We start from the raw sequence: 20,407 nt of genomic DNA on the forward strand, positions 1-20,407 counted from the left end.
CTCCTTATATTCAAGGAGTATTTTTTTTGTTTAACATATAAGTTATCCCATTAGCCATATTCAATATTATAGTCTTTTAGTTTTCGATATAAGGTAGATCGGCTTATACCCAGTATCTCGGCGGCAGCAGGTACGTAGTTATTAGCATGTGCTAGCGCTGTTTCGATGGCAGCCTTTTCAAGATTTTCCAGACAAAGCATTTCTCCCAGGTTTCCATTGCTGCCAGATATATCCTCAATTTTTATCGGGCAGGTTTCCAAAATAATATAACTCGGCAAATTTTCCGGCTTGATTACGCCTCCTTGGGCAGTATTGACGGCATAAATCATTGCGTTTTGCAATTGCCGTACATTGCCCGGCCACTCATATTCATTAAGCTTTTTTTGTGCTGCTAAACTGATTTGCGGAATACCCCAGCCATTTTTCCGGCAATATTTCTCAACAAAGAACTCACTAAGAACTTTGATATCTGCGCCTCTATCCCGCAATGATGGTATGTTAATCGTTAATACAGATAACCGATAATATAGATCCGCACGGAATCGATTTTCCTTTACCATTTTATAGATATTTTTATTTGTGGCTGCAATTAATCTAAAGTCAACTTTTTTATAACGGCTACCGCCAACTCGCATAATTTGCTTATCTTCCAACGTTCTTAACAAAACAGCCTGAAGCTCCAGCGGCATGTCACCAATTTCATCTAGAAACAGTGTACCGCCATGAGCCAATTCAATTTTACCAGTTCTGCCGTTTCGCTCCGCACCAGTAAAGCTGCCACCTTCATAGCCAAATAGTTCACTTTCAATTAATTCCCGGGGCATAGCGGCACAGTTTACTGCCATAAACGGTCCTTGAGGACGATACACGTTATGAATCGCCTGGGCATAAAGTTCCTTCCCTGTACCGCTTTCCCCAATTACAAGGATGTTTTCCGGTGAACTGGCGAAGCGCCTCGCTAACGCCATACTCTTCTGAAACTCTTTGTTTTGGCTTATGATACTCTCAAACGTGTAAGTAGCCATGTTGCCGGGTTTGCTATTTTGCTGAATGGCTAACTTTTCACAAGAACTTAGTTTTAGCACAATGACATCTACTTCTTGGGTGTGTTGGTTTAGAATTGGCCTAGCATTCACATGACAAAAGCATCTGTCATTACCCAAACCGAAATGTTCTTCAAAAGTAACGTTTTCGCCTTTTCTCACGAAATCCATTATACTAGAAGTACTTCCCAGAAACTCATTAATATTTCTGTCATTATTTTCTTCAGGGCTCAACTTCAGAATGCGCATGCCGGCAGGATTGATATGTAAAATTTGACCATTTCCATCAAGTGTCACAACGCCTTCATCAATGCAAGCCAAAGTGGTCTTCAATGTATTATTTATTGAAATATACTTATTTTCAAGATTAAGCTCTTTCTCTATCGTAGTCGCCAAAGAAGTTACCAGACATAAGCTATGTGGCCCCATCTTTTTAAGAGTTTCTTCCTCTGGCGTATTTAATAAGGGCTGGCTTACTAATACCAGTGCTGCTTGGACATTACCATTTTCGTCTTTTATCGGAGCTGCTGAAGCAATACTGTTTTGGAAAGCTATACAATAATGTTCTGGACCCAGTAACTGTACAGGATGTTTAAGCCGCAGGCATAATTCATGAGCAGTAGTACCCTCAGATTCTTCATTGATAAGAAATCCTGTCCGAGTATCGAATTCAGGAAGTTTTGCGAAGCTCTCCAGGCTCCCATTATTTAACAACACCACTCCATCTTTATCAAATAAGTATACAATATAGCCACAGGCTATAATGACTTCTTCCAAAGATTTTATCAACGCATAGGTAGTGTCTATGAGTCTACGGTTTTTATCCAAAATTTCAGATAATTCAATCGGACACAAATTGGACCCTGTCACCACCGAATAAGGATTAACGCCTCTATTACGTGATCTAATCCAAGAAGCAGCTACTTCCTGATCCATATAGGAATATTGGCGTGGGTCTTCAGCTGCATTTTGTAGAAACACCTGTTTATATTGAAGTATAGCCTGCCAACGTTCACGAGATAGTAGTTCGCTGTTAATAGTAATAAAATTAGCTGGTGTATTTGAGATACTATGAGTGTCTACAACAGTCACCTACAGCCCCTCCCTTATTTTTACCAGATGATTTTTCAATTAAAACTCATGCTCCTTGTAACCACAAAATCATTAGGCTATAAGTGCCATTGGAACAGGTTTTCAGTCCTAAGATATTGAAAAAAAAGAGGCAGCCTTTACAGACTTCCTTTTTCAATAACAATAGGGCAAGGCAGTAACACTACACTCCACACCCTTCGTTAAATACTTCCCCGTAGGACAAGATGACTCAGAACTTATCTATATATCTATAATAGTATAATATTCTTGCATCTTCTATAAATTCCTGCAAAAAAGCCTTACTTATTTTAAAATCTCCAATAATTTTTGACAATTTCCGTTTTTAGTAAAATTCTACTTTATCTAGTGGAATTATTAGTAATATCATGGTAATAGATATTCTAAATGTTCCATTTTGATTTCTCTAAGCTTCGCTCTTGCTTCTTCTGACGTTTTTCCGAGAGGGCGACTAGTCTTATCTACCATATTAAGCAGTACATATTCACCCTGTGAAAAGATAATTGATTCGGTGCCAAATCCTGAACTTGTAAAAGAAGGATAATCTATCTCCATATTTTTATTTCTCCTTGTTATCTATTAATCTTGCAACTATTTTTCTAATTCTTTAAAGCAATACTTATATTAAAAATAGGTTACGATCATTCAGCATTATCTGAAGCATCGAGAGGTGGAGTACGAAATTTACACGTCTTCACGATACCATCTTGAGATGGCTTTTTATGCTTATTACAGGGGTTTGCACATAAATCATCAACATACAGACACATAACGGTTGGACGTTTTGGAAGTGGAGGCAGCTCTATTCCACACTTTTTGCAGTTCTTACGTTCGGGGAAGTTATAGGTACCGCAATCAGGACATGCTCTTGGCTTTTCCTTTGGCGGCTTACATCCCCCACAATATGGATTGCAAGACCAACACATACTGCTTCCTCCTCAGTTCCCATCAATACTAGATCCTACACAGAATGCGAAGTGCAGTCAGAGTAGCACATAAAGCAAATACTCATTGTCCTATTTTGAGACTAGCACTTCGACACTCTATGTAATATCCAGCAGTAATTACTAGCCTTTTATTACCTAAGTAGCCGCGAAGACTCTTCATTATAGCATTATAGCAGTTATTTCGCGTCAAATCGGCTAATAGCAGCTAAAAGTGTTGTTTTAAGATGCATTGCGTGGCTTTTTTCCGGATACTCTACATCTGCACTCTTAAAGAGCTCCCGCAGCCTCTTTTCCAGCTCTTCGTTGGATTGGTAATCCCCCAAATCCATTGCCAAGTTCCCCATGAATACCGACGGAGAAGTTGAACCACTATTTTGATGAAGCTTATTCCAAACGGCCACTGCATCTTGCAATGTGAATGCCATAATATAACCCTCCTTTAATTCTTACTATTTTGAGTATCACACTAATTGGGCACAGCGTCAAGAATCAAAATAGAACGGTTTATGGCTTGTTGTCCTATTTTGAGATTTTTATAAAATATACTGGTCATTCATATACATTTATACCAAATCCGCATTAAATTCCAAATAAATCTCTTTTCTTAATTGCTGAAAAGCCATATCGGAACGATTCCTAGGTCGCGGAAGATCCACCACAAACTCCTTCTTAATCGTTCCGGGACGCTCTGACATTACAATAACCCGATCTCCCATATATACAGCTTCCTCAATGTCGTGTGTGACAATAATCATCGTAGTTTTCTCTTTTTGCCAGATATCCAAAACCTCTTGCTGCATTTTTAGGCGAGTAAGAGCATCTAAAGCGCCAAAAGGTTCATCCAAAAGTAAAATCTCCGGTCGGTTAACCAACGCACGAGCAATTGCAACCCGCTGCGCCATACCTCCGGATAGCTGGGCAGGATAGGCTTTTTCAAAACCGACAAGTCCCACCAGTTTAAGATGGTCGAAAATAAGTTTGGCCTTTTCTGCCTGTGTTCCTGTTTGCAATGCAAACTCCATATTTTCCCGTACTGTCAACCAAGGCAATAGCCTATGTTCTTGAAAGACAATTCCCCGATCCAGACCCGGCCCGCTGATTCTTGTTCCCCCAATACAAACCGCCCCATTATACTCCTTGTCAAGCCCGCTAATGATACGAAGCAAAGTACTCTTACCACAGCCGCTGGCACCAACAATGCATAGAAATTCATTTCGGGACACATTGAGAGTTATTCCATTAAGTGCTAGTACATCGCTATTTTGTTTTTTATATGTCTTGGATATGTTGGTTATAGCTACATGATTGTTATCTCTCATACCCCGGTAAATGACCCCTTCCAGCGGATAATTCTCTTTTCCATAGCGCGAAGTACACTATCCATGATCTTGCCAATCACACCGATAGCAAGCATACCTACCAAAACTCTGTCAGTTTGGGCTAAGGCCCGGGCGTCGGTCAACATATACCCAATACCAGTCATCCCGGCAGACAATTCTGCAGCTACAACGCACATCCAGGCATAGCCAAGACCAACCCGTAGTCCGGAAATAATGAAGGGAAGGGCACCAGGAATAACGACTTTCGCAATAAACTTGCGTCTGGGTACTTCCAGCACTTGAGATAATTCAACAAATTTATGGTCTGTTTGACGAATGCCATCTAAAACATTAATAAAGATGGGGAAAAATGCCCCGATGATAATGATAAATATTTTTGATCCTTCCTCAATACCAAACCAAAGGATCGATAAGGGTAGCCAAGCTATGGGAGGAATAGGCCTAAGCAATTGAATTAAGCCATCCATCAATTCAAACATAAGTGGGAAGATACCCAGTATCAGTCCTAACCCTACACCTAAAAGCGCAGCCAGGATAAACCCTTCCAGCACCCGTATCATGCTTGTTCCTAAATGAGTGACCAATTCCCCGTTAGATAGCATAACAACAAAAGCATCCCATACCTGAGCTGGAGATGGCAGCAAAATCGGTTTTACCATGCCGCTGATAGTAATGCCATGCCATACGGCAAGCACAATACAAGGTAGCAAAACCCGTTTCCAGTGCTGACAGCCAGTAATCATACCGATCTTGTACACTTTAGCTATTTTTAGCACCATTTCCATTATCTTATATCTCCCTTACCGATTCCTAGCATATTCGACTTTCTCAGGGGTTGTCCCAATATATCCTTATTTCTTACGAATAAAGGACTGAACATCTACCTGTGTTTTGATCAGACCGTTCTTACGCATAAACTCTTCCGTATCCTTCATATCTGTCACAAATTTATCAGTGATTGTCCCGTCATAATTGAATTTACTGATAATCTTAGTCAACTGCGACTCTGGTATTCTCATATCTTCCATCAACAATTTGATACATTCATCCGGGTTTTGCTTTAAGTACTCATCTCCCCGCCGGAAGGCCCGCAGTACAGCCTCCACCGCCTCCGGATTCTTATCAAGCATGTCCCCGTTTGCCATCAACACGGCATAGGCTTCATAAATGCCTGTCCCATCAGCGACAATCTTGATTTCACCGGCTTCTTCCATGCGGGTTATTAAAGGATCCCAGATAACACCTGCCGCGACGTCACCACGCAGCAGCGCTGTGGCAAGATCGTCCATAGACATATGAATGAATTGGATATCATTCATGGTCATGCCATTTTTCTCCAAAAGCAGTGACAATAGTTTCTGTCCATAAGCGCCTTTGGTCGTAGCCACTTTTTTCCCTTTTAAATCAGTTACTTTAACAATATCCGAATCTTTTTTCGCAACCAACGCCAATGCTTTCGGTGCAGCAGAAGCAATTGACGCAATTCGATAGTTCGTGCCGGCAGAACGGCCAATAAAAGCAGGGAAATCTCCCATAACCCCCATGTCCAAATGCCCAGCGGCAAAGGCCTCACTCACCATGGGTCCCAGACTAAACGGTTGCCACTTCAGCTTAAAACCGACTTTTTGCAGTTCTTCGTCAATAAATCCTTTCTTTTTCGCCACCCACATATGAGCGTAATGAGGCAATGGCACAACGCCAACACGAAGCTCCTTTAAGGCAGACGTATCATTCTTGGACTGAGTTGCAGGAGTACTTGTACAACCGCTTACTGCCAAAACAGCCGATATTATAACAAACATTACCGCAAATAATTTCAACTTGTTCATAAAACTAACCCCTCACCGTCATTCATTAAACCAGTAAACCTATACCGCCTTATTGTCCAAGCTTCCTTGGCAGCTGCTTCCAGCACCGGCAGCACAGGTAAAGCAGTGATTCCCTAATTTAATGGGCATCCCCACTAAATCTTTGGCCTTAATATTGCCTATGTAGTTATCTCTAGCTGCAATCGGCAGTTTTAATACATGATTGAAATCGCAGTCATACACTTTGCCTTGCCAGTCTACACTAATTAAATTTCGACACATCACCTTTGTTAAATTCGCCGGGTTAAAGTTATCGGCCAAAAGCTTCATATAACCTTCCAGTAACCCTTGTTTCTCTAAATCGGTCCGGAACCGTCCAAGCGGCACATTAGCCATAGTATACAGACTATTAAAGGTAATTCCAAAGCGTTCACCCAAATTTTCTTTGTATGCCTTTTCCAATTCCTGCTGAGGCCCTGGCAGGAAATTGCCTCCAGGGTTATAAACTAAATGCAGTTTAGGCCCCTTGCGCCCATAGCCCAAATGGTTGAGTTTTTGTAATATCTTAATATTCTTATTATAGACACCTTTACCACGTTGAAAATCTACGTTACTCTCCAAATAACATGGCATTGAGGATATGATCTCCACATTATTTTCCCGAAAAAAATTAGGTAAGTCAGCATACTCTGCCTGATCCAAAATAGACAAATTACTCCGTAGCAAAATGCTTTCCACTGACTTTAACTGCTTTAGTCCTCGAATTAAATCACGTAAATGGGGATTCATTTCCGGAGCGCCACCTGTAATATCTATTATTTTTACACCAGCATCTTCGACAAAGCGTAAACAATCTTCGATAACTTCCAAACTCATCTTTTCCTGACGGTTAGGACCAGCCTCAACATGGCAATGACTACAATGCAAATTACAAGCATATCCCAAATTCATTTGCAAACACTGAATATTGTCCTTTACCAGTTTTTCACCTAATTTATCCACATATTTTTCAAATTCTACCATGCCATTACTTCCCTTCACGTATTCTCCGTATTTTCATCTTATACAGATTATATAATAGAAAGGCCAACGATTGCAAGTTAAATTTAATTTGCAATCGTTAGCCTTTCTATTCTAATCCTTCATTGGCTTCTGCTCAGGAAGCGCGAATTTAAACTCAGGTTCCTTTTCACGCATCGTCCTGGCTTCTTCCCCAGTTATTACTTCAAACCAAATACCTTCCACCCTGCGACCGGAAAATGTTGGACCAAACCGAACAAATATGGCATTATCCCAGTCATAGATTTCTTGCAGTGAAGGTTCCAAAACCCGAAGTTTTAACTGCCCATAGGAATATCTTGTATACTCCAAAGACAATTGCTTCATGAGTTCAGAGATGCTGTATTCATTGACCCCTGTAGCCTTGGAAGACCAGATAAGATCAAAAACAGCTAATGTATGCTTACCTCTGTATTGAATTCCTTTTATCAACTGGCACTCAACATCATTAGGATCCATAGTCGTGATCAATTTCCAAATCTCATCAGTGAATTGAAAAACTATTTCTCTCTCAGTATATTCGATGGCTTGAAACCACTGTGTCCGGATCAACCTCTGATTATTTTTCTCGTACAGCCATACTCCCTTTTGGGATACCTTTTCAAGCTCACTAACCAGGAAGGCGTACAACCGCTCCGGGTTACTGTCGCAAATTTTTAAAAAATCGCTAATCGGCATCCTGCACACCGTCCGCGTGGACTCGACTACTTTGGACGTTTGCATCAGGTAGATGACTGCAGACAATATTTTTTGCTGAAGCTCAGTAAGAGGGTCACGGCGGCCGCTTATATTTCCCACGCTAATTGACTGATTAGGCTTAGTTATGAGCCCATCAGGCTGAAGCACAGCAGATATAAATTTTTCACTATCAATGGCTGCCTGATCCTTTTTTAAAGGGATGTCCATTATTTCACCTCATACTATGATTATAGAGCAAAAAAGTATCAATTGCAAATTAACTTTATTTTGCAATTGATACTTTCTAAAGGTTATTTATTGCCCTTTAATGCATACTCAACAGCCACTTCAGCATGAAGAGTCATTGTATCAAACACCGACACAGCTACGTCAGATTGCTTTATCAGTAGGGGAATTTCGGTGCAACCTAAAACAATTCCTTCGGCTCCCAGCAGTACCAGTTTATTGATATTTTTTTTGAATTGCATTTTTGAATCCTGATTAAGAACACCAAGACATAATTCCTGAAAAATCACCGTGTTTATATTATCCCGCTCGTTCTCATCAGGTATAATAACCTCAATGCCATGCTCTTCCTTAAGGCGCCTCCGGTAAAAGTCTCCTTCCATGACAAACTTAGTTCCCAACAGCCCAACCTTTTTTAGCCCTTGTTCTTTAATCTTTTGCGCTGCCGCATCAACAATATGAAGCAAAGGCATACCTGACTGCTCGATAATACTGTCAGCAAATTTATGCATAGTATTAGAACAAATAAGAATAAAGTCTGCCCCGCCCTGTTTTAAGTGCAGCGCCGCGTCAACCAGTATCTTGTTTACCTCCAGCCAGTCGCCTTGCCTCATCAGCTCCTCAATAGGTCCAAAATCAACTGAATATATCAAGCACTGGGCTGAATGCAGCCCACCTAACTTTTGCTTCACCCCTTCATTAATCAGCCGGTAATATTCCAATGATGATTCCCAGCTCAATCCGCCAATAAGACCGATTGTCTTCAAAATCGCATTTCCCCTTCCATTACGCATACAGCGGTACCGCCGACCTTAATTGTCTTGACTTGCCCGTACTGTTTACTAACTGTGATATTCACATGGCCTGGACATCCCACTTCGAGACCAGCTTCAGCTATATTTGCCTATTTCCCGGCAAAGTGAACCCGCGCCCCATAACTTCTGCCGCATCCTGCACAATCATAAAGGCATTGGGATCAACCTCATCAACCAGTTGTTTAATCTTAGCAATTTGGGTTAGACTGACAACGACGAACAACACTTGCTTGGTCTGGCGAGTAAATGCGCCTTGTCCATGCAGAATGGTAACACCCCGCCCTACTTCTTTTAAGATGACTTCAATAATTGCATCTGTATTATAGGAAACGATAAAAATAGTTTTTTTGCGATTAAAGCCTTCTACCACTTTATCGGTAAGATTAGCACTAATAAACATAGAAATCAATGTCAGCATTGCCAGCTTAAGTCCAAACAGCATGGCTGCCACACCCATGATTAAGCAGTTAATCGCAAATCCTACGGCCCCAAAGTTAAGCGAATAATACTTTTTTACAATTGCAGCAACAATATCTAAACCACCTGCGCTGCCATTCACGCGGAAAATAAGACCACTGCCAATACCCGCGAGAACACCACCCGTAACAGCCGAAATGATAGGATCATCAATGAGGTTGTATTGTGAAACAAACATCGTGGCGTCGACTGCCAAAGAAAAGAGAATAGTTCCATAGATGGTACCAATTGTGTACTCTCTGCCTAAAAGCCGGTAGCCAGCATATAATAGTGGAATATTCATCAACAGGATTTGTACCCCAATTGGAAAACCAAAAAGAAAATAGAAAATAATAGCCAGCCCTGACACCCCGCCGCTTAAGAGATGGTGTGGCACCAAAAAAGCATTAATAGAAAGACTGCTGAGTAAACACCCGATGGCTACCCATACATATTGATTGACCTTATTTTTCATATAACCTCCGTTACTCATTCATTACACATCAATCAAATTTTACCACACTATTAGAAAGCCGTGAATATCTTTGATTAATATAAAAGTGTAAGAAAAGTAAAACTACAGCGTATACCGATTAGTTTAATACCAAAGAAGATAAACTATTACCATCATTTCATTTCTCGTTTCATTTCTTCATCCTAACTATTAATAATTCTTGCTCCCACCCATTCTATCTGGTAGAATTTTAATATTAGGGGGAATTCAAGAATGAAACTATTTAAGGAAATTGCTGATTGGACATACAGCCTAGCCATAGCTTTGGCCATGGCTATTGTGATTAATGCCTTTGTCTTTCAGCCCACCCGTGTTGTGGGCAGTTCCATGGAACCAAGCCTGCACAACAATGATTATGTTTTCGTATCTAAGTTGTCCCATACCTTTGCCGGTGCACCTGATTATGGCGATATCGTCATTATTGATAGCCGCGTATTTCGGGAGCGTGGCGTAAAAGATGATCTTGCCGACCCGGTCTCTACCTACCTCAGTGTTGTCAAACTGGCAGAGGTTGACAATCACATCTGGATTAAGCGCGTTATCGGCAAGCCTGGCGATACCATTGAGATTATGGACGGTAAAGTATACCGCAATGGCACCGAGCTTAATGAACCCTATATCAAAGAAACCATGCGCACTGCCGCTCCTAAGAAGGTTACTGTACCATCAAGTGAAGTATACGTGTTAGGTGACAACCGCAACAACTCGAGTGACAGTCGTTATATTGGACCTGTTCCTATCAGTCATGTACTTGGAAAAGTAGTATGGGTATTATAGGACAGAAATAAGCCTGAGCAACAAGTAACTAGGGATACAACGAAAATACCCTATAGGGTAGACTTTTTTAGCGTCTATTCTATAGGGTATTTTTTGCTCTATCGAAAATTTTATATAATATCAGTTTTTATACCGTTTTTTGATTGCCCCCACAACCGGGATACTAATAGCGGCAGCAATAATGGCTTCCGGAATGCCATTAAGTAATGCAATACCATAAATGACTTGAATGGCTGCGTCTAGATCAATTCCCCGCGCGGCGGCGAATTGGGCTGCATATAAGATGTAAATCATGGTCAGTACACCAAATGTATTGGTAAGCGCACCAACAACCGCACTGACACCAATGCGTACTCCTTCGCGTTTACTCCAAGTCCACTTATAGGCATAGTATGCGGTAATACCAATAAGCACACGGGGCAGTACTGATACCAGCGGATTGATAAAGGCAAATGAAAGAATAGTAGGAGCAGTTAAGCTTTGAATAATGCTAAATAGACCAAAAATCAGACCAATCATGGCTCCAACAACCGGACCTTCTAAAACAGCGCCAATAATTACCGGAATCTGCATAATAGTTGCTTTAGCCGTAGGTAGTGGAATAAAGCCAAAGCCCGAAAGCCCCAGCATGATAGATATGGCTGACAGCATGCCAATAATCGCAATTTGCCGCACCCCAAATCTACCGGTTCCTCGTAGTGATGCCATTTTTTCCATAATTCATACCCTCCGTTCTTATTCCTTTGTAGGATATAAGTCGATTTTCCAGAGCATACCCAAGCCGCCAGTCTGGTTTCCGGCGAATACCAGCTAGTAAAGGCAGATTGTCATACTCCGTTTAACATGTTACCACATTTGTAATGAATTTTGTATAGGTTTTTTGTAATTATCAAGATAATTTTCCCAACCTATACTATTGTCGTAAGTGATTAGGATGGCAGGTAAAAACTGCTGAACCACAGACAAAAGGGCTTTTATCTTACTCCCCTTATCACTTCGGCTTGGGAATTAGGAAAAAAATCAGCTTGGTAAAATGATCAAACAGCGCCAATACCGCTATCGAAGATAGCAGATTAAATAAAGTATGCATAGTTGCCACCTGAGCGCTGAAATCGGTTGTAACCCACTCGGAAACACTGATAAGGAACCGTGTTATGGGCAGAAAACTGATAACCCCAAAAACATTCAGCAGAATATGAGACATTGCCACCCGCCTGGCTGCCAACGGCGCTGCCGCACTAAAAACAACAGAAGATACACAGGAACCGATATTATTGCCGTAAACAACATAAGCAGCTGTGGTTATATCGACTACGCCCCGATCAGCAAGCAACATCAGCAAAGCAGTAGCCGCGCTGCTGGATTGAAATACAATTGTCACAATTATGCCGCCCCAAATACCATAAAACGGCTGATTTCTAGCCAGGATAAGATATTCTGTTACCTGATCCAGCTCTGAGGCACTGGCAATTCCTTGCACTAACAGATCAATTCCGGCAAACATACTTAGCAATCCCATACAGGCAACACTTATATAGCGCATTTTTCTAAAGATGCTCAAAAAAAGACAGAGAACCAGTAACGGTAAAATATAGGCTGATGTAACTGCCAGGTTAAGCAATCCCAGAGTAGAACAAGTACCAATATTGGCTCCCAAGATAATGCCTAATGCCTGCCGAAAAGACATATAATCCGCACTCACCAAACCAATCGTGATTAAACAAACCGTTGTACTGCTTTGAAATGCAGCTGCGGCCACTATGCCTAATAACAATCCGCGCCAAGGCGTTTTCGTTAGCTTCTCTAACGCTATGCGCATCTGGTACCATAATGCCTTTTGCAACCCATAACGCATTACAAAGATACCACCTAACAGCATACCAATACCTAGAAAAACTGCCAACATACTTGTACCCTCCAACATAGGCTTTCTTCTACCATATGACGGAAGGTTTCTCGGTATGTTTAACACCTATTCTTTTCACACGATAGTTTTACGACTGCGACTGTTGCTGCGGACAGGTTCTAAACATAAAAACAAAGAATACCAGAACGCCTAGCAGTATAAGTATACTGCCAGTAAAGAGGAATACAGAAGCAATTCCCAGCCACGAGCTAATTACACCGCCCAAAACAGGCCCCAGCATCTGTCCCAGCTGGTTAGCTGTTGTTGTCAAGCCAAAGACACGCCCCTGCGCATCGGCGTCGGCGGAAGATATGGCGATTGCATTAATGGCTGGAAAAACCCCCACAATAAATAATCCATAAAAAAACTGCAACACACCGAATTGATAAATATCACTGGCAAAAAACTGCCAAAGATTAAATACTCCGGCACCTAAAAAAGCAATAAGCATAACTTTAAAAAAACCTCGTGTTTGTCCCAAACGGCCCCATACGGGCGCGGCCAGTGCTCCGGCAATACCAGCCAAACTAAATACCAAACCGGCTTTTAACGCAACACCTTCCATGCTTCCCTGCAGTTCAGCCACATATAAGGCAATGACCGGCTGCAACACCATACCCACAGCTTGCACCGCAAATAACAGCAGCATCATCTGCACTAACTGACGGTTGGCAAGCGAGGTTTTCAAATCCTCCAGCATGCTGCCCTGCTCCTGACAAGCAGAACCATTCTCCGTCTCCGGCTCCACCACTAGCCATCCTACTAGCAAAGTGCTGCAAAAAATGATCCCCGCAGCCACCACAAAGGACAAGCGCATCCCAAAAACGTGTGAAAGTGTACCTCCCACCAACGGCCCTAAAATACCGCCAATTAACAATGTAGTTTGCATAATACCTAGACTAAACCCCAAATGTTCTTTGGGTGTTGAAGCAGCTACAATCGCCATCGCTGCCGGAACAAAGCCGTTAGCAAAACCCTGCAGCAACCTTACAAAAAACAAATCCAACGGATTTCGCACCAGTGATCCCAGAAAGTAGACCACCGCCAAGCTGAAACCTGACCGCATAACCATCCGGCGTCGACCGCTTTTATCAGCGCACCGCCCCCAATAAGGAGCCAGCACAGCAGCAACCAAAAACGTAACCGAAAGCACCAGTCCTGACCACATATTTACATCCTGAGAACTGGCCCCAATATCCAAAAGATATAACGGCAAAAACGGTATAAGCATAGTATAACTTGAGCCAGACAACATTACGGCAAAAGCTAAAGTCCAAAGATTTCTACGCCAATTCAAAGCTACACTACTCCTTCCTTATTAACCTTACACCTTACGATTCATCTAATTGTAACACAAAAAATACCTTACGCGAATACATGCTGCCACTATGGGAATTATCAGAAAAGAAAGCACCCATAACCTACCTTGTCAGTAAGTTACGGGTACTTCGATGATTTGCAGCTCTATTCTGCACCATTATCTATTTCCAAAAACACAAGGCTTTCAGATCTTCCGTGCTTGCTTCCCAGCTTCCGCAGTCGGACGCTTTGACCACCAAGTAGCAAGCAAGGGGCCAGAGATATTGTGCCATACACTAAAAACAGCACTTGGCAAAGCGGCTACCGGTGTTAAATGAACCATTGCCAGCGCAGCTCCCAAACCGGAGTTTTGCATGCCAACTTCAAATGAAATGGCCCGAGCTTTATAGTCACTCATGCCACATAGTTTAGTGGCTACCCCATAAGCGATCAAATAACCGAGTAAATTATGAAGCATTACACCAAGAACAACAATACCTGCCATCGAAGCCAGTTTCTGAGCGCTAGCTGCTACAACGGCAGCTACAATGGTAATAATGGCAATAACAGAGATAAGAGGAACAACCTTTGCCAGCTTCTCAACTGCTGAGTTAAATAAATGCCGCAAAATTACCCCAGCAATAATTGGCAGCAATACAATCTTCAAAATATCAATTAAAAGTGCAGTAGCATCAACAGGAATATATTTTCCGCCTAAGGCCAGGAACAAATAGGGCGTAATGAAAGGCGCAATCAATGTAGTGACCGAACTTACAGTAACCGATAAAGCCACATCCCCTTTGGCTAGGTATGTCATAACATTAGAAGCTGTACCACTTGGCACACAGCCTACCAGGATAAAGCCTGCCGCCAATTCCGGACTGACTCCCATTCCGCCAGCAATAGCAAAACCCAACAAAGGCATAATAATAAACTGCAGCAGAACACCAATAACCACATCGCGTGGCCGATCGAAAACAGCAGCAAAATCACTTTTTGTCAGCGTTAAACCCATTCCCAGCATGACTATACCAAGCAGCTGCGGAATAAATGGAGCGGCAACTTTAAACGTCCCGGGGTTAAAATACGCAAGTGCTGCAGCCACAATGACCAAACCTGCAAAATAATCGCCAAAAAACTTAACTACCTTCTCTATAAACGTCATATTCTCCCTCCACCTTTGTATGTAAAAAAAATAAAGACTACATACCGTAGCAAGACCATGCCCGAAAACTTCTTTTAGACGAGATTTTCCCGCCAACTTGTCCCTCCTTTTTTATTTACCCTATTATCTCAGTATATTTGTGTTTTGTCAATAGACTCTATGTTTGCATGTCTTTGTAACACTGTCACTTTTATCTCATTAACGTGTTTGAGTAAATAGTTGTCCACAGCTCTTCTTTTCAAAATAAAAGCAGGGACCGCCTTGAAGGCGGCCCCTGCTTTTATTTTGCATTAGGCGCTTATTCCTGGTTTTATTGTTTCAGAAGTGTCTGTTTCAAAACCAGCGCTGACTAATTTGGCAATGACCAAATCACCAGATACATTCAAAGTCGTTCTGCACATATCCAGGAATCTGTCAACGCCGAGAATCAATCCTAAGCCTTCTACCGGAATGCCAACATTTACACACAAAATAGCAATGATTGGCAAAGTACCGCCAGGAACACCGGCTGTACCGATACCGCCTAAGACGGCAGTTAAAACTACTACCGTTTGCTGTCCAAATGTCAAATCAATGCCGAATACCTGAGCTAAGAACAGCAAAACAGCACCTTCATACAATCCTGAGCCGTTTTGGTTAGCAGAAGCACCGCAGGTTAGTACAAAACGTGAAATTTGCGGAGGAAGTTTGCATTTTTTTTCTGCAACTTCTAAGGCAATCGGCAAGGTAGCATTAGAAGAAGCGGTTGAAAATGCATATACATAAGCCTCTTGGCAATTTTTAAAGTACGTCCAGGGATTTGTTTTGGCAAAAACCTTAAGACAAAGGGCATATACTACAAATTGCTGAATTAATAAACTTACTACAACAACGCCGACAAAGTAAGCGACGTTTGCTAAGAAGCCGGCACCCATACGGTAGGTAGTATTGAATACAATAGCAAAAATACCGTAAGGAGCGATTTGCATTGCCCAATCAATGACTTTTAATGAACAATTGTAAATGGCCTCAAGCGTTTTAACGAAGGGATGGTTTTCATCTTTAACGCAGATACTCAGAGCATAACCGAACAGCAACGCAAATACCATCACAGCAATAATTTCGCCGTTGAAGGCTTTTGCAGCAGAGTCGATCGGATTTTGCGGAATCAAATCCGTAATATACGTAGTCCATGGCTTTGCTTGCGCAGCTTGCATGTTTTTGTCTATTGTGATAACGGCCTGATTTTTGGCAAGCTGAGCCGGGTCAAACTGGAGGCCAACACCTGGCTGCATAACGTTGGTCATCAATATGGCAATAAAAACTGCAATTGCACTTAACAGGATGGTAAATGCCAATGATCTTACGGCAACTTTCCCTAAACTGCGGCCCTTGCCCAGCTCGTAAACGCCAAGCATTAGAGCCGAAACTAGCAAAGGAACAACAACCATGAAAATCGTTTTAAGGAAAATGGAGCCAACCAAGGTACAAACTTCTGTCCATGTTTTCATCCATGGAAAAGCTTTTTCAGGTAAAGTATAATACGCAATAAGACCAACAATAACACCAGCACAGAAGCCTAAAATAAGTTTTTGATATTGTTTCATTCTCATCCTACCTTTCATAAAAGTACTGAGTCTCCGCTTACACTACTTTTTGTCGATCCGCTTACCGGGCCTCATACTTCATCTTCTTGTCCTTGCATTACGGACAGGCAAAAGTATTTTCCAGTATACTTTTTGCAACCATCTCCCATCCCAATAGTAATGTTAACACAAACTGAAATACTATTGTGTTTATCTTCCCATTATAACTCAGGGACACCTGCAATTTATAGCGTATTTGCTAAAATATACAAAAAACAATTTAGTGCTTTCTGAATATTCATAAGTATTCCACGGGTGGACATGCAGCATCTTGCATTCCTACCAGCTATTTACTTTTAACCTATTATGTTACATTTTCAGCAAGTCAGCGCGTTTAGCCCGCTGCACCAACATGGATGAACCATTCCCTCGTTCCGGAACAGAATCTAGCGGTATATTGAGTTCACGGGCAATAAGCTCTCGAACCCGTAGACCACAAAAGGCACCCTGACAACTTCCCATACCAGCACGAGTCCGCAGGCCAACAGCCGCAACCGATTTTACCGGAATGCCCCTATGCAGACAATCAATAATCTCAGCTTCTGTCACCTGTTCACAGCGGCAGATAATATGACGGTCTGGTTCTGTGGCGTTAATATCACCAACAAACGTCGCATCTTTTTTTCTGATAATTGGTTTTCTGTATGGTTCAAACGCTGGATCAGGCTGTAATGACAAGCCAGCAGCCTGGAGAACGTCAAGAACCTGCAAGGCAATTGCTGGCGAAGAGGTTAGACCTGGCGAGTCGATTCCAACCAAATTGATAAACCGTTTTACGGCACCTTCTTCAATGACCCAGTCTTTTTTATTTGATACTGGCCTATTACCGGCAAATGACTTAAGCGCCTTACGCATAGTAAAGCCGGGAACAGATTTGCGCGCTGTTTCCACAATGTGCTCCAACGTTTTTTCATCTGTGCCCAAGTCTTCCTTATCATCAATTTCTTCGGCATTCGGGCCAATCATTAAGTTGCCATGATAGGTTGTTGTTACCAGGATGCCTTTGCCCAGCTTTGTCGGAACCTGAAAAATGACTGAGTTAACCAGATAATTTTGCTCTTTGTCCAGCAAAACATATTGACCACGCCGGGGACTAATGTGATAATCATCAATTCCTACCAACCGCGCAATTTGATCACTATGAATCCCAGCAGCATTGACCACATAACGTGCCGCTACCGCATCACCATTATTGGTTGAAATAATAAAATGGTCTGTCATTTGTTGTATCTGCGTCACTTCTGCTTCCAGTTTAAGCTCTGCACCATTAGCAATGGCATTTTCCGCCAATGCCTGTGCAAATTCATAAGGAGAGGTAACCCCAGCATTTTCGCAATATAATGCGGCCTTTACCTCCTGACTTATATACGGTTCCAATTCCCGTGCCTTGTCGCCATCAATAATTTGCAAACCGCGCACACCGTTTTGCTTGCCATATTGAGCAAGCTCATTCAATGTCGCTACTTCTTCCTCCTGAAAAGCCAAAACAAGCGAACCTGTTTTTCGATAGCCAAAATTTAACTCTTCATTCAGTTGCTCGTACATCTGATTGCCCTTGACACACAGCTGTGCCTTTAAGGTACCTGGTTTATCAGAATAACCGCCATGGACAATGCCACTATTGGCTTTCGAGCAACCACAGCCGACATCATCTTGGCGCTCAAGCACACATACCTTCATCTGATACCGTGACAATTGCCGGGCAATATTCAATCCGACGACCCCAGCACCAACAATACAGACATCAATCATTTCTCATGCCCCCTATTTCCTATATAATTTATTTCTATTAATATTTATTATCTGTTTTTTTGTAAATTCCTGCTTTATAATCTAAAATCAGATGAACAGCTAAAAGGCCTGAACCTCGCATCGCAAGGTTCAGGCCTTCTATTATTTTAATCCATATTCCAAAGCTTTAAATAACCGTATCCACCAAACCGCCTACACCATAAAGTTGACTGAATGAAGCAGGAAATATACTGCTGAAATATTGGTTGATCAGCGCCTGATACTGTGAATTTTTAGTAAGCTGGTCAACATAATTATTCGAATTCACCATAGCCGCCATGGGCTGTGCCAGAGTGTTTGTGGATACTTTAGCTACTTTACTTGCTAACCCGCTAGTACTACCTAGAGTAGTCTTTACGCCTGATAAGTTGCTGCTAATAGCTTCGCTAATAGCTTCCTCCAGCTTATCTGTATCTACTGTCAGTGTCTTATCTTTATTAATCGTAATCCCAATATCGCCCAGCCTAGATTTATTGTCACTCGCCGCTTGCGTCAAGTTTTTAAGTAGCCGTTTATTTACCAGATCGCTGTTATCCTGTAGAGTGTCAACCGTATTATTATATTTATCCGCAAAATCCTTTACAGCACTGACAATAGCACTACTATCTGATTTTTTAAATACACCATTCTGGTGGCTAGCAGTAAGCGCTTGGGCGGCAGGCTTCAAATCGCTGTACGATTCGCGGACTTCTTTGAGTGCACTACTCAGCCGAGTCTGAGTCGACGTAGTTTGTGAAACAAGGCTGCTGTTGTCCTGATAGCCGGACAACATGGTCGAAACAGCGGCAGCATTAATCCCGGAAAATTGCCTGGTAACTACATTATAGGGGTTATACTGGGTGTAATTGTATCCGATAGAATTAACCATATTACCACCCCTCAAGAACTAAATTTATCTATTTTATCACTTTCAGTTTACAGTAAAATTATACCAAGGTCAATAATTTTATTAAACATTATTCTAATAATCATGGCCGTCATCCTCTTATTTTCTAAGAAGGATAATAGCAAACCAGCAGGGAATATACTTCTCGACAATACGGCATAGGAAGAGGGATATTATGAAGCTAATCTCGTGGAATGTCAATGGACTAAGGGCTTGTCTCAATAAAGGTTTTACCAATTTTTTTGCTGCTATAGACGCCGATATCTTCTGTGTACAAGAAACTAAGATGCAACAGGCTCAGTCTGAATTGGTACTGCCAGGTTACCACGAGTACTGGAACAGCGCTGTGAAAAAAGGCTACTCAGGTACTGCCATTTTCACGCGTACCAAGCCATTAGCCGTGACCTATGGCATGAACATTGCTGAACATGATCAGGAAGGCCGAATAATCGCACTGGAATTTGCTGATTTTTATCTAGTCAATGTCTACACCCCCAATTCTCAACGTGAGCTTGCCCGCCTTGACTACCGAATGAAGTGGGAAGAAGATTTCAAAGCCTACCTTACTCAGCTTAACAAAGGTAAGCCGGTAATTATCTGCGGTGACCTCAATGTGGCCCATCAGGAAATTGACATTAAAAATCCGAAAACCAATCGCAAAAATGCCGGCTTTACTGACGACGAACGAAATAAAATGACACTACTGCTCCAATCAGGCTTCACCGATACTTTTCGCACTTTATATCCGGATAAGCAGGACGCCTATACCTGGTGGTCTTATATGATGAACGCCAGAGCACGAAATATCGGCTGGCGTATTGACTATTTTTTAGTATCTAATCATTTAAAAGATTCTATAACAGAAGCCCGCATCTATGCTGACATCATGGGCAGTGACCATTGTCCGATCGGCCTTGAACTGGTATAAAGACAATAAAGACC

19 protein-coding genes are annotated in these 20,407 nt (G+C 41.9%); 2 read left to right on the forward strand and 17 right to left on the reverse strand.

What is annotated here, in order from left to right:
* Positions 1–50 precede the first annotated feature (50 nt).
* The 10 genes from ACZ449_RS17555 to ACZ449_RS17600 form a co-directional block, all read right to left on the reverse strand.
* Complete coding sequence (locus tag ACZ449_RS17555) at positions 51–2,135, reverse strand: sigma 54-interacting transcriptional regulator (RefSeq protein ID WP_464257354.1); 2,085 nt, start codon at positions 2,133–2,135, stop codon at positions 51–53.
* A 384-nt stretch (positions 2,136–2,519) separates the two neighbouring features.
* Positions 2,520–2,708 (reverse strand): hypothetical protein, encoded by a 189-nt coding sequence (locus tag ACZ449_RS17560; RefSeq protein WP_464257355.1) that lies wholly within the window; start codon positions 2,706–2,708, stop codon positions 2,520–2,522.
* 568 nt (positions 2,709–3,276) lie between these two features.
* Entirely contained in the window at positions 3,277–3,525 is a 249-nt protein-coding gene (locus ACZ449_RS17565; protein ID WP_464257356.1) for a hypothetical protein, read from the reverse strand.
* Between the two features lie 138 nt (positions 3,526–3,663).
* Positions 3,664–4,419 carry an ABC transporter ATP-binding protein gene (locus ACZ449_RS17570; protein ID WP_464257357.1) on the reverse strand — a complete coding sequence of 252 codons (756 nt, stop codon included), beginning with the start codon at positions 4,417–4,419 and terminating at the stop codon, positions 3,664–3,666.
* Positions 4,416–5,225 (reverse strand): ABC transporter permease, encoded by an 810-nt coding sequence (locus ACZ449_RS17575; RefSeq protein ID WP_464257358.1) that lies wholly within the window; start codon positions 5,223–5,225, stop codon positions 4,416–4,418. Before ACZ449_RS17575 ends, ACZ449_RS17570 begins: the two co-directional genes overlap by 4 nt.
* Positions 5,226–5,291: 66 nt before the next feature.
* On the reverse strand, positions 5,292–6,269 hold the full coding sequence (locus ACZ449_RS17580; RefSeq protein WP_464257359.1) for an aliphatic sulfonate ABC transporter substrate-binding protein: 978 nt from the start codon (positions 6,267–6,269) through the stop codon (positions 5,292–5,294).
* Between the two features lie 39 nt (positions 6,270–6,308).
* A complete protein-coding gene (gene arsS / locus ACZ449_RS17585; protein ID WP_464257360.1) occupies positions 6,309–7,271 on the reverse strand; it encodes an arsenosugar biosynthesis radical SAM (seleno)protein ArsS in 963 nt (320 codons plus the stop codon).
* Between the two features lie 111 nt (positions 7,272–7,382).
* Positions 7,383–8,213, reverse strand: coding sequence for a replication initiation protein (locus ACZ449_RS17590; RefSeq protein ID WP_464257361.1), 831 nt, complete (start codon positions 8,211–8,213; stop codon positions 7,383–7,385).
* An 83-nt stretch (positions 8,214–8,296) separates the two neighbouring features.
* The gene (locus ACZ449_RS17595) at positions 8,297–8,998 is read right to left on the reverse strand and encodes an aspartate/glutamate racemase family protein (protein ID WP_464257362.1); all 702 of its coding nucleotides are present in this window, start codon (positions 8,996–8,998) and stop codon (positions 8,297–8,299) included.
* 127 nt (positions 8,999–9,125) lie between these two features.
* A complete protein-coding gene (locus ACZ449_RS17600) occupies positions 9,126–9,977 on the reverse strand; it encodes a YitT family protein (protein ID WP_464257363.1) in 852 nt (283 codons plus the stop codon).
* A 252-nt stretch (positions 9,978–10,229) separates the two neighbouring features.
* On the opposite strand from ACZ449_RS17600, the gene lepB reads away from it, so the two are divergent.
* Positions 10,230–10,793, forward strand: coding sequence for a signal peptidase I (gene lepB / locus ACZ449_RS17605; RefSeq protein ID WP_464257364.1), 564 nt, complete (start codon positions 10,230–10,232; stop codon positions 10,791–10,793).
* 120 nt (positions 10,794–10,913) lie between these two features.
* Here lepB and ACZ449_RS17610 read toward each other — a convergent pair whose 3' ends face one another.
* From ACZ449_RS17610 to fliD, 7 genes are all read right to left on the reverse strand, one after another.
* Complete coding sequence (locus ACZ449_RS17610) at positions 10,914–11,510, reverse strand: ECF transporter S component (protein ID WP_464257365.1); 597 nt, start codon at positions 11,508–11,510, stop codon at positions 10,914–10,916.
* 274 nt (positions 11,511–11,784) lie between these two features.
* On the reverse strand, positions 11,785–12,699 hold the full coding sequence (locus tag ACZ449_RS17615; RefSeq protein WP_464257366.1) for a Na/Pi cotransporter family protein: 915 nt from the start codon (positions 12,697–12,699) through the stop codon (positions 11,785–11,787).
* Between the two features lie 88 nt (positions 12,700–12,787).
* Complete coding sequence (locus ACZ449_RS17620) at positions 12,788–13,996, reverse strand: MFS transporter (protein ID WP_464257367.1); 1,209 nt, start codon at positions 13,994–13,996, stop codon at positions 12,788–12,790.
* Positions 13,997–14,203: 207 nt separating this feature from the next.
* Complete coding sequence (locus ACZ449_RS17625) at positions 14,204–15,163, reverse strand: bile acid:sodium symporter family protein (protein WP_464257368.1); 960 nt, start codon at positions 15,161–15,163, stop codon at positions 14,204–14,206.
* 290 nt (positions 15,164–15,453) lie between these two features.
* Positions 15,454–16,749, reverse strand: coding sequence for a dicarboxylate/amino acid:cation symporter (locus ACZ449_RS17630; RefSeq protein ID WP_464257369.1), 1,296 nt, complete (start codon positions 16,747–16,749; stop codon positions 15,454–15,456).
* A 348-nt stretch (positions 16,750–17,097) separates the two neighbouring features.
* The gene (locus tag ACZ449_RS17635) at positions 17,098–18,540 is read right to left on the reverse strand and encodes an FAD-dependent oxidoreductase (protein WP_464257370.1); all 1,443 of its coding nucleotides are present in this window, start codon (positions 18,538–18,540) and stop codon (positions 17,098–17,100) included.
* A gap of 166 nt (positions 18,541–18,706) precedes the next feature.
* On the reverse strand, positions 18,707–19,447 hold the full coding sequence (fliD, locus tag ACZ449_RS17640) for a flagellar filament capping protein FliD (protein WP_464257371.1): 741 nt from the start codon (positions 19,445–19,447) through the stop codon (positions 18,707–18,709).
* A gap of 193 nt (positions 19,448–19,640) precedes the next feature.
* Here fliD and ACZ449_RS17645 point away from each other — a divergent pair, with 193 nt between their 5' ends.
* Positions 19,641–20,393, forward strand: a complete 753-nt coding sequence (locus ACZ449_RS17645) for an exodeoxyribonuclease III (protein WP_464257372.1) — start codon at positions 19,641–19,643, stop codon at positions 20,391–20,393.
* Positions 20,394–20,407: the final 14 nt, after the last annotated feature.

The organism is Desulfosporomusa polytropa, assembly GCF_055380075.1.

Excerpts from the sequence above, each read along its gene's own strand:
- ACZ449_RS17560 (WP_464257355.1), bottom strand. The coding sequence starts at position 2,708 with ATGGAGATAGATTATCCTTCTTTTACAAGTTCAGGATTTGGCACCGAA.
- ACZ449_RS17565 (WP_464257356.1), bottom strand. The coding sequence starts at position 3,525 with ATGGCATTCACATTGCAAGATGCAGTGGCCGTTTGGAATAAGCTTCAT.
- ACZ449_RS17570 (WP_464257357.1), bottom strand. The coding sequence starts at position 4,419 with ATGAGAGATAACAATCATGTAGCTATAACCAACATATCCAAGACATAT.
- ACZ449_RS17575 (WP_464257358.1), bottom strand. The coding sequence starts at position 5,225 with ATGGAAATGGTGCTAAAAATAGCTAAAGTGTACAAGATCGGTATGATT.
- ACZ449_RS17580 (WP_464257359.1), bottom strand. The coding sequence starts at position 6,269 with ATGAACAAGTTGAAATTATTTGCGGTAATGTTTGTTATAATATCGGCT.
- arsS (WP_464257360.1), bottom strand. The coding sequence starts at position 7,271 with ATGGTAGAATTTGAAAAATATGTGGATAAATTAGGTGAAAAACTGGTA.
- ACZ449_RS17590 (WP_464257361.1), bottom strand. The coding sequence starts at position 8,213 with ATGGACATCCCTTTAAAAAAGGATCAGGCAGCCATTGATAGTGAAAAA.
- ACZ449_RS17600 (WP_464257363.1), bottom strand. The coding sequence starts at position 9,977 with ATGAAAAATAAGGTCAATCAATATGTATGGGTAGCCATCGGGTGTTTA.
- lepB (WP_464257364.1), top strand. The coding sequence starts at position 10,230 with ATGAAACTATTTAAGGAAATTGCTGATTGGACATACAGCCTAGCCATA.
- ACZ449_RS17610 (WP_464257365.1), bottom strand. The coding sequence starts at position 11,510 with ATGGAAAAAATGGCATCACTACGAGGAACCGGTAGATTTGGGGTGCGG.
- ACZ449_RS17615 (WP_464257366.1), bottom strand. The coding sequence starts at position 12,699 with ATGTTGGCAGTTTTTCTAGGTATTGGTATGCTGTTAGGTGGTATCTTT.
- ACZ449_RS17625 (WP_464257368.1), bottom strand. The coding sequence starts at position 15,163 with ATGACGTTTATAGAGAAGGTAGTTAAGTTTTTTGGCGATTATTTTGCA.
- ACZ449_RS17630 (WP_464257369.1), bottom strand. The coding sequence starts at position 16,749 with ATGAAACAATATCAAAAACTTATTTTAGGCTTCTGTGCTGGTGTTATT.
- ACZ449_RS17635 (WP_464257370.1), bottom strand. The coding sequence starts at position 18,540 with ATGATTGATGTCTGTATTGTTGGTGCTGGGGTCGTCGGATTGAATATT.
- fliD (WP_464257371.1), bottom strand. The coding sequence starts at position 19,447 with ATGGTTAATTCTATCGGATACAATTACACCCAGTATAACCCCTATAAT.
- ACZ449_RS17645 (WP_464257372.1), top strand. The coding sequence starts at position 19,641 with ATGAAGCTAATCTCGTGGAATGTCAATGGACTAAGGGCTTGTCTCAAT.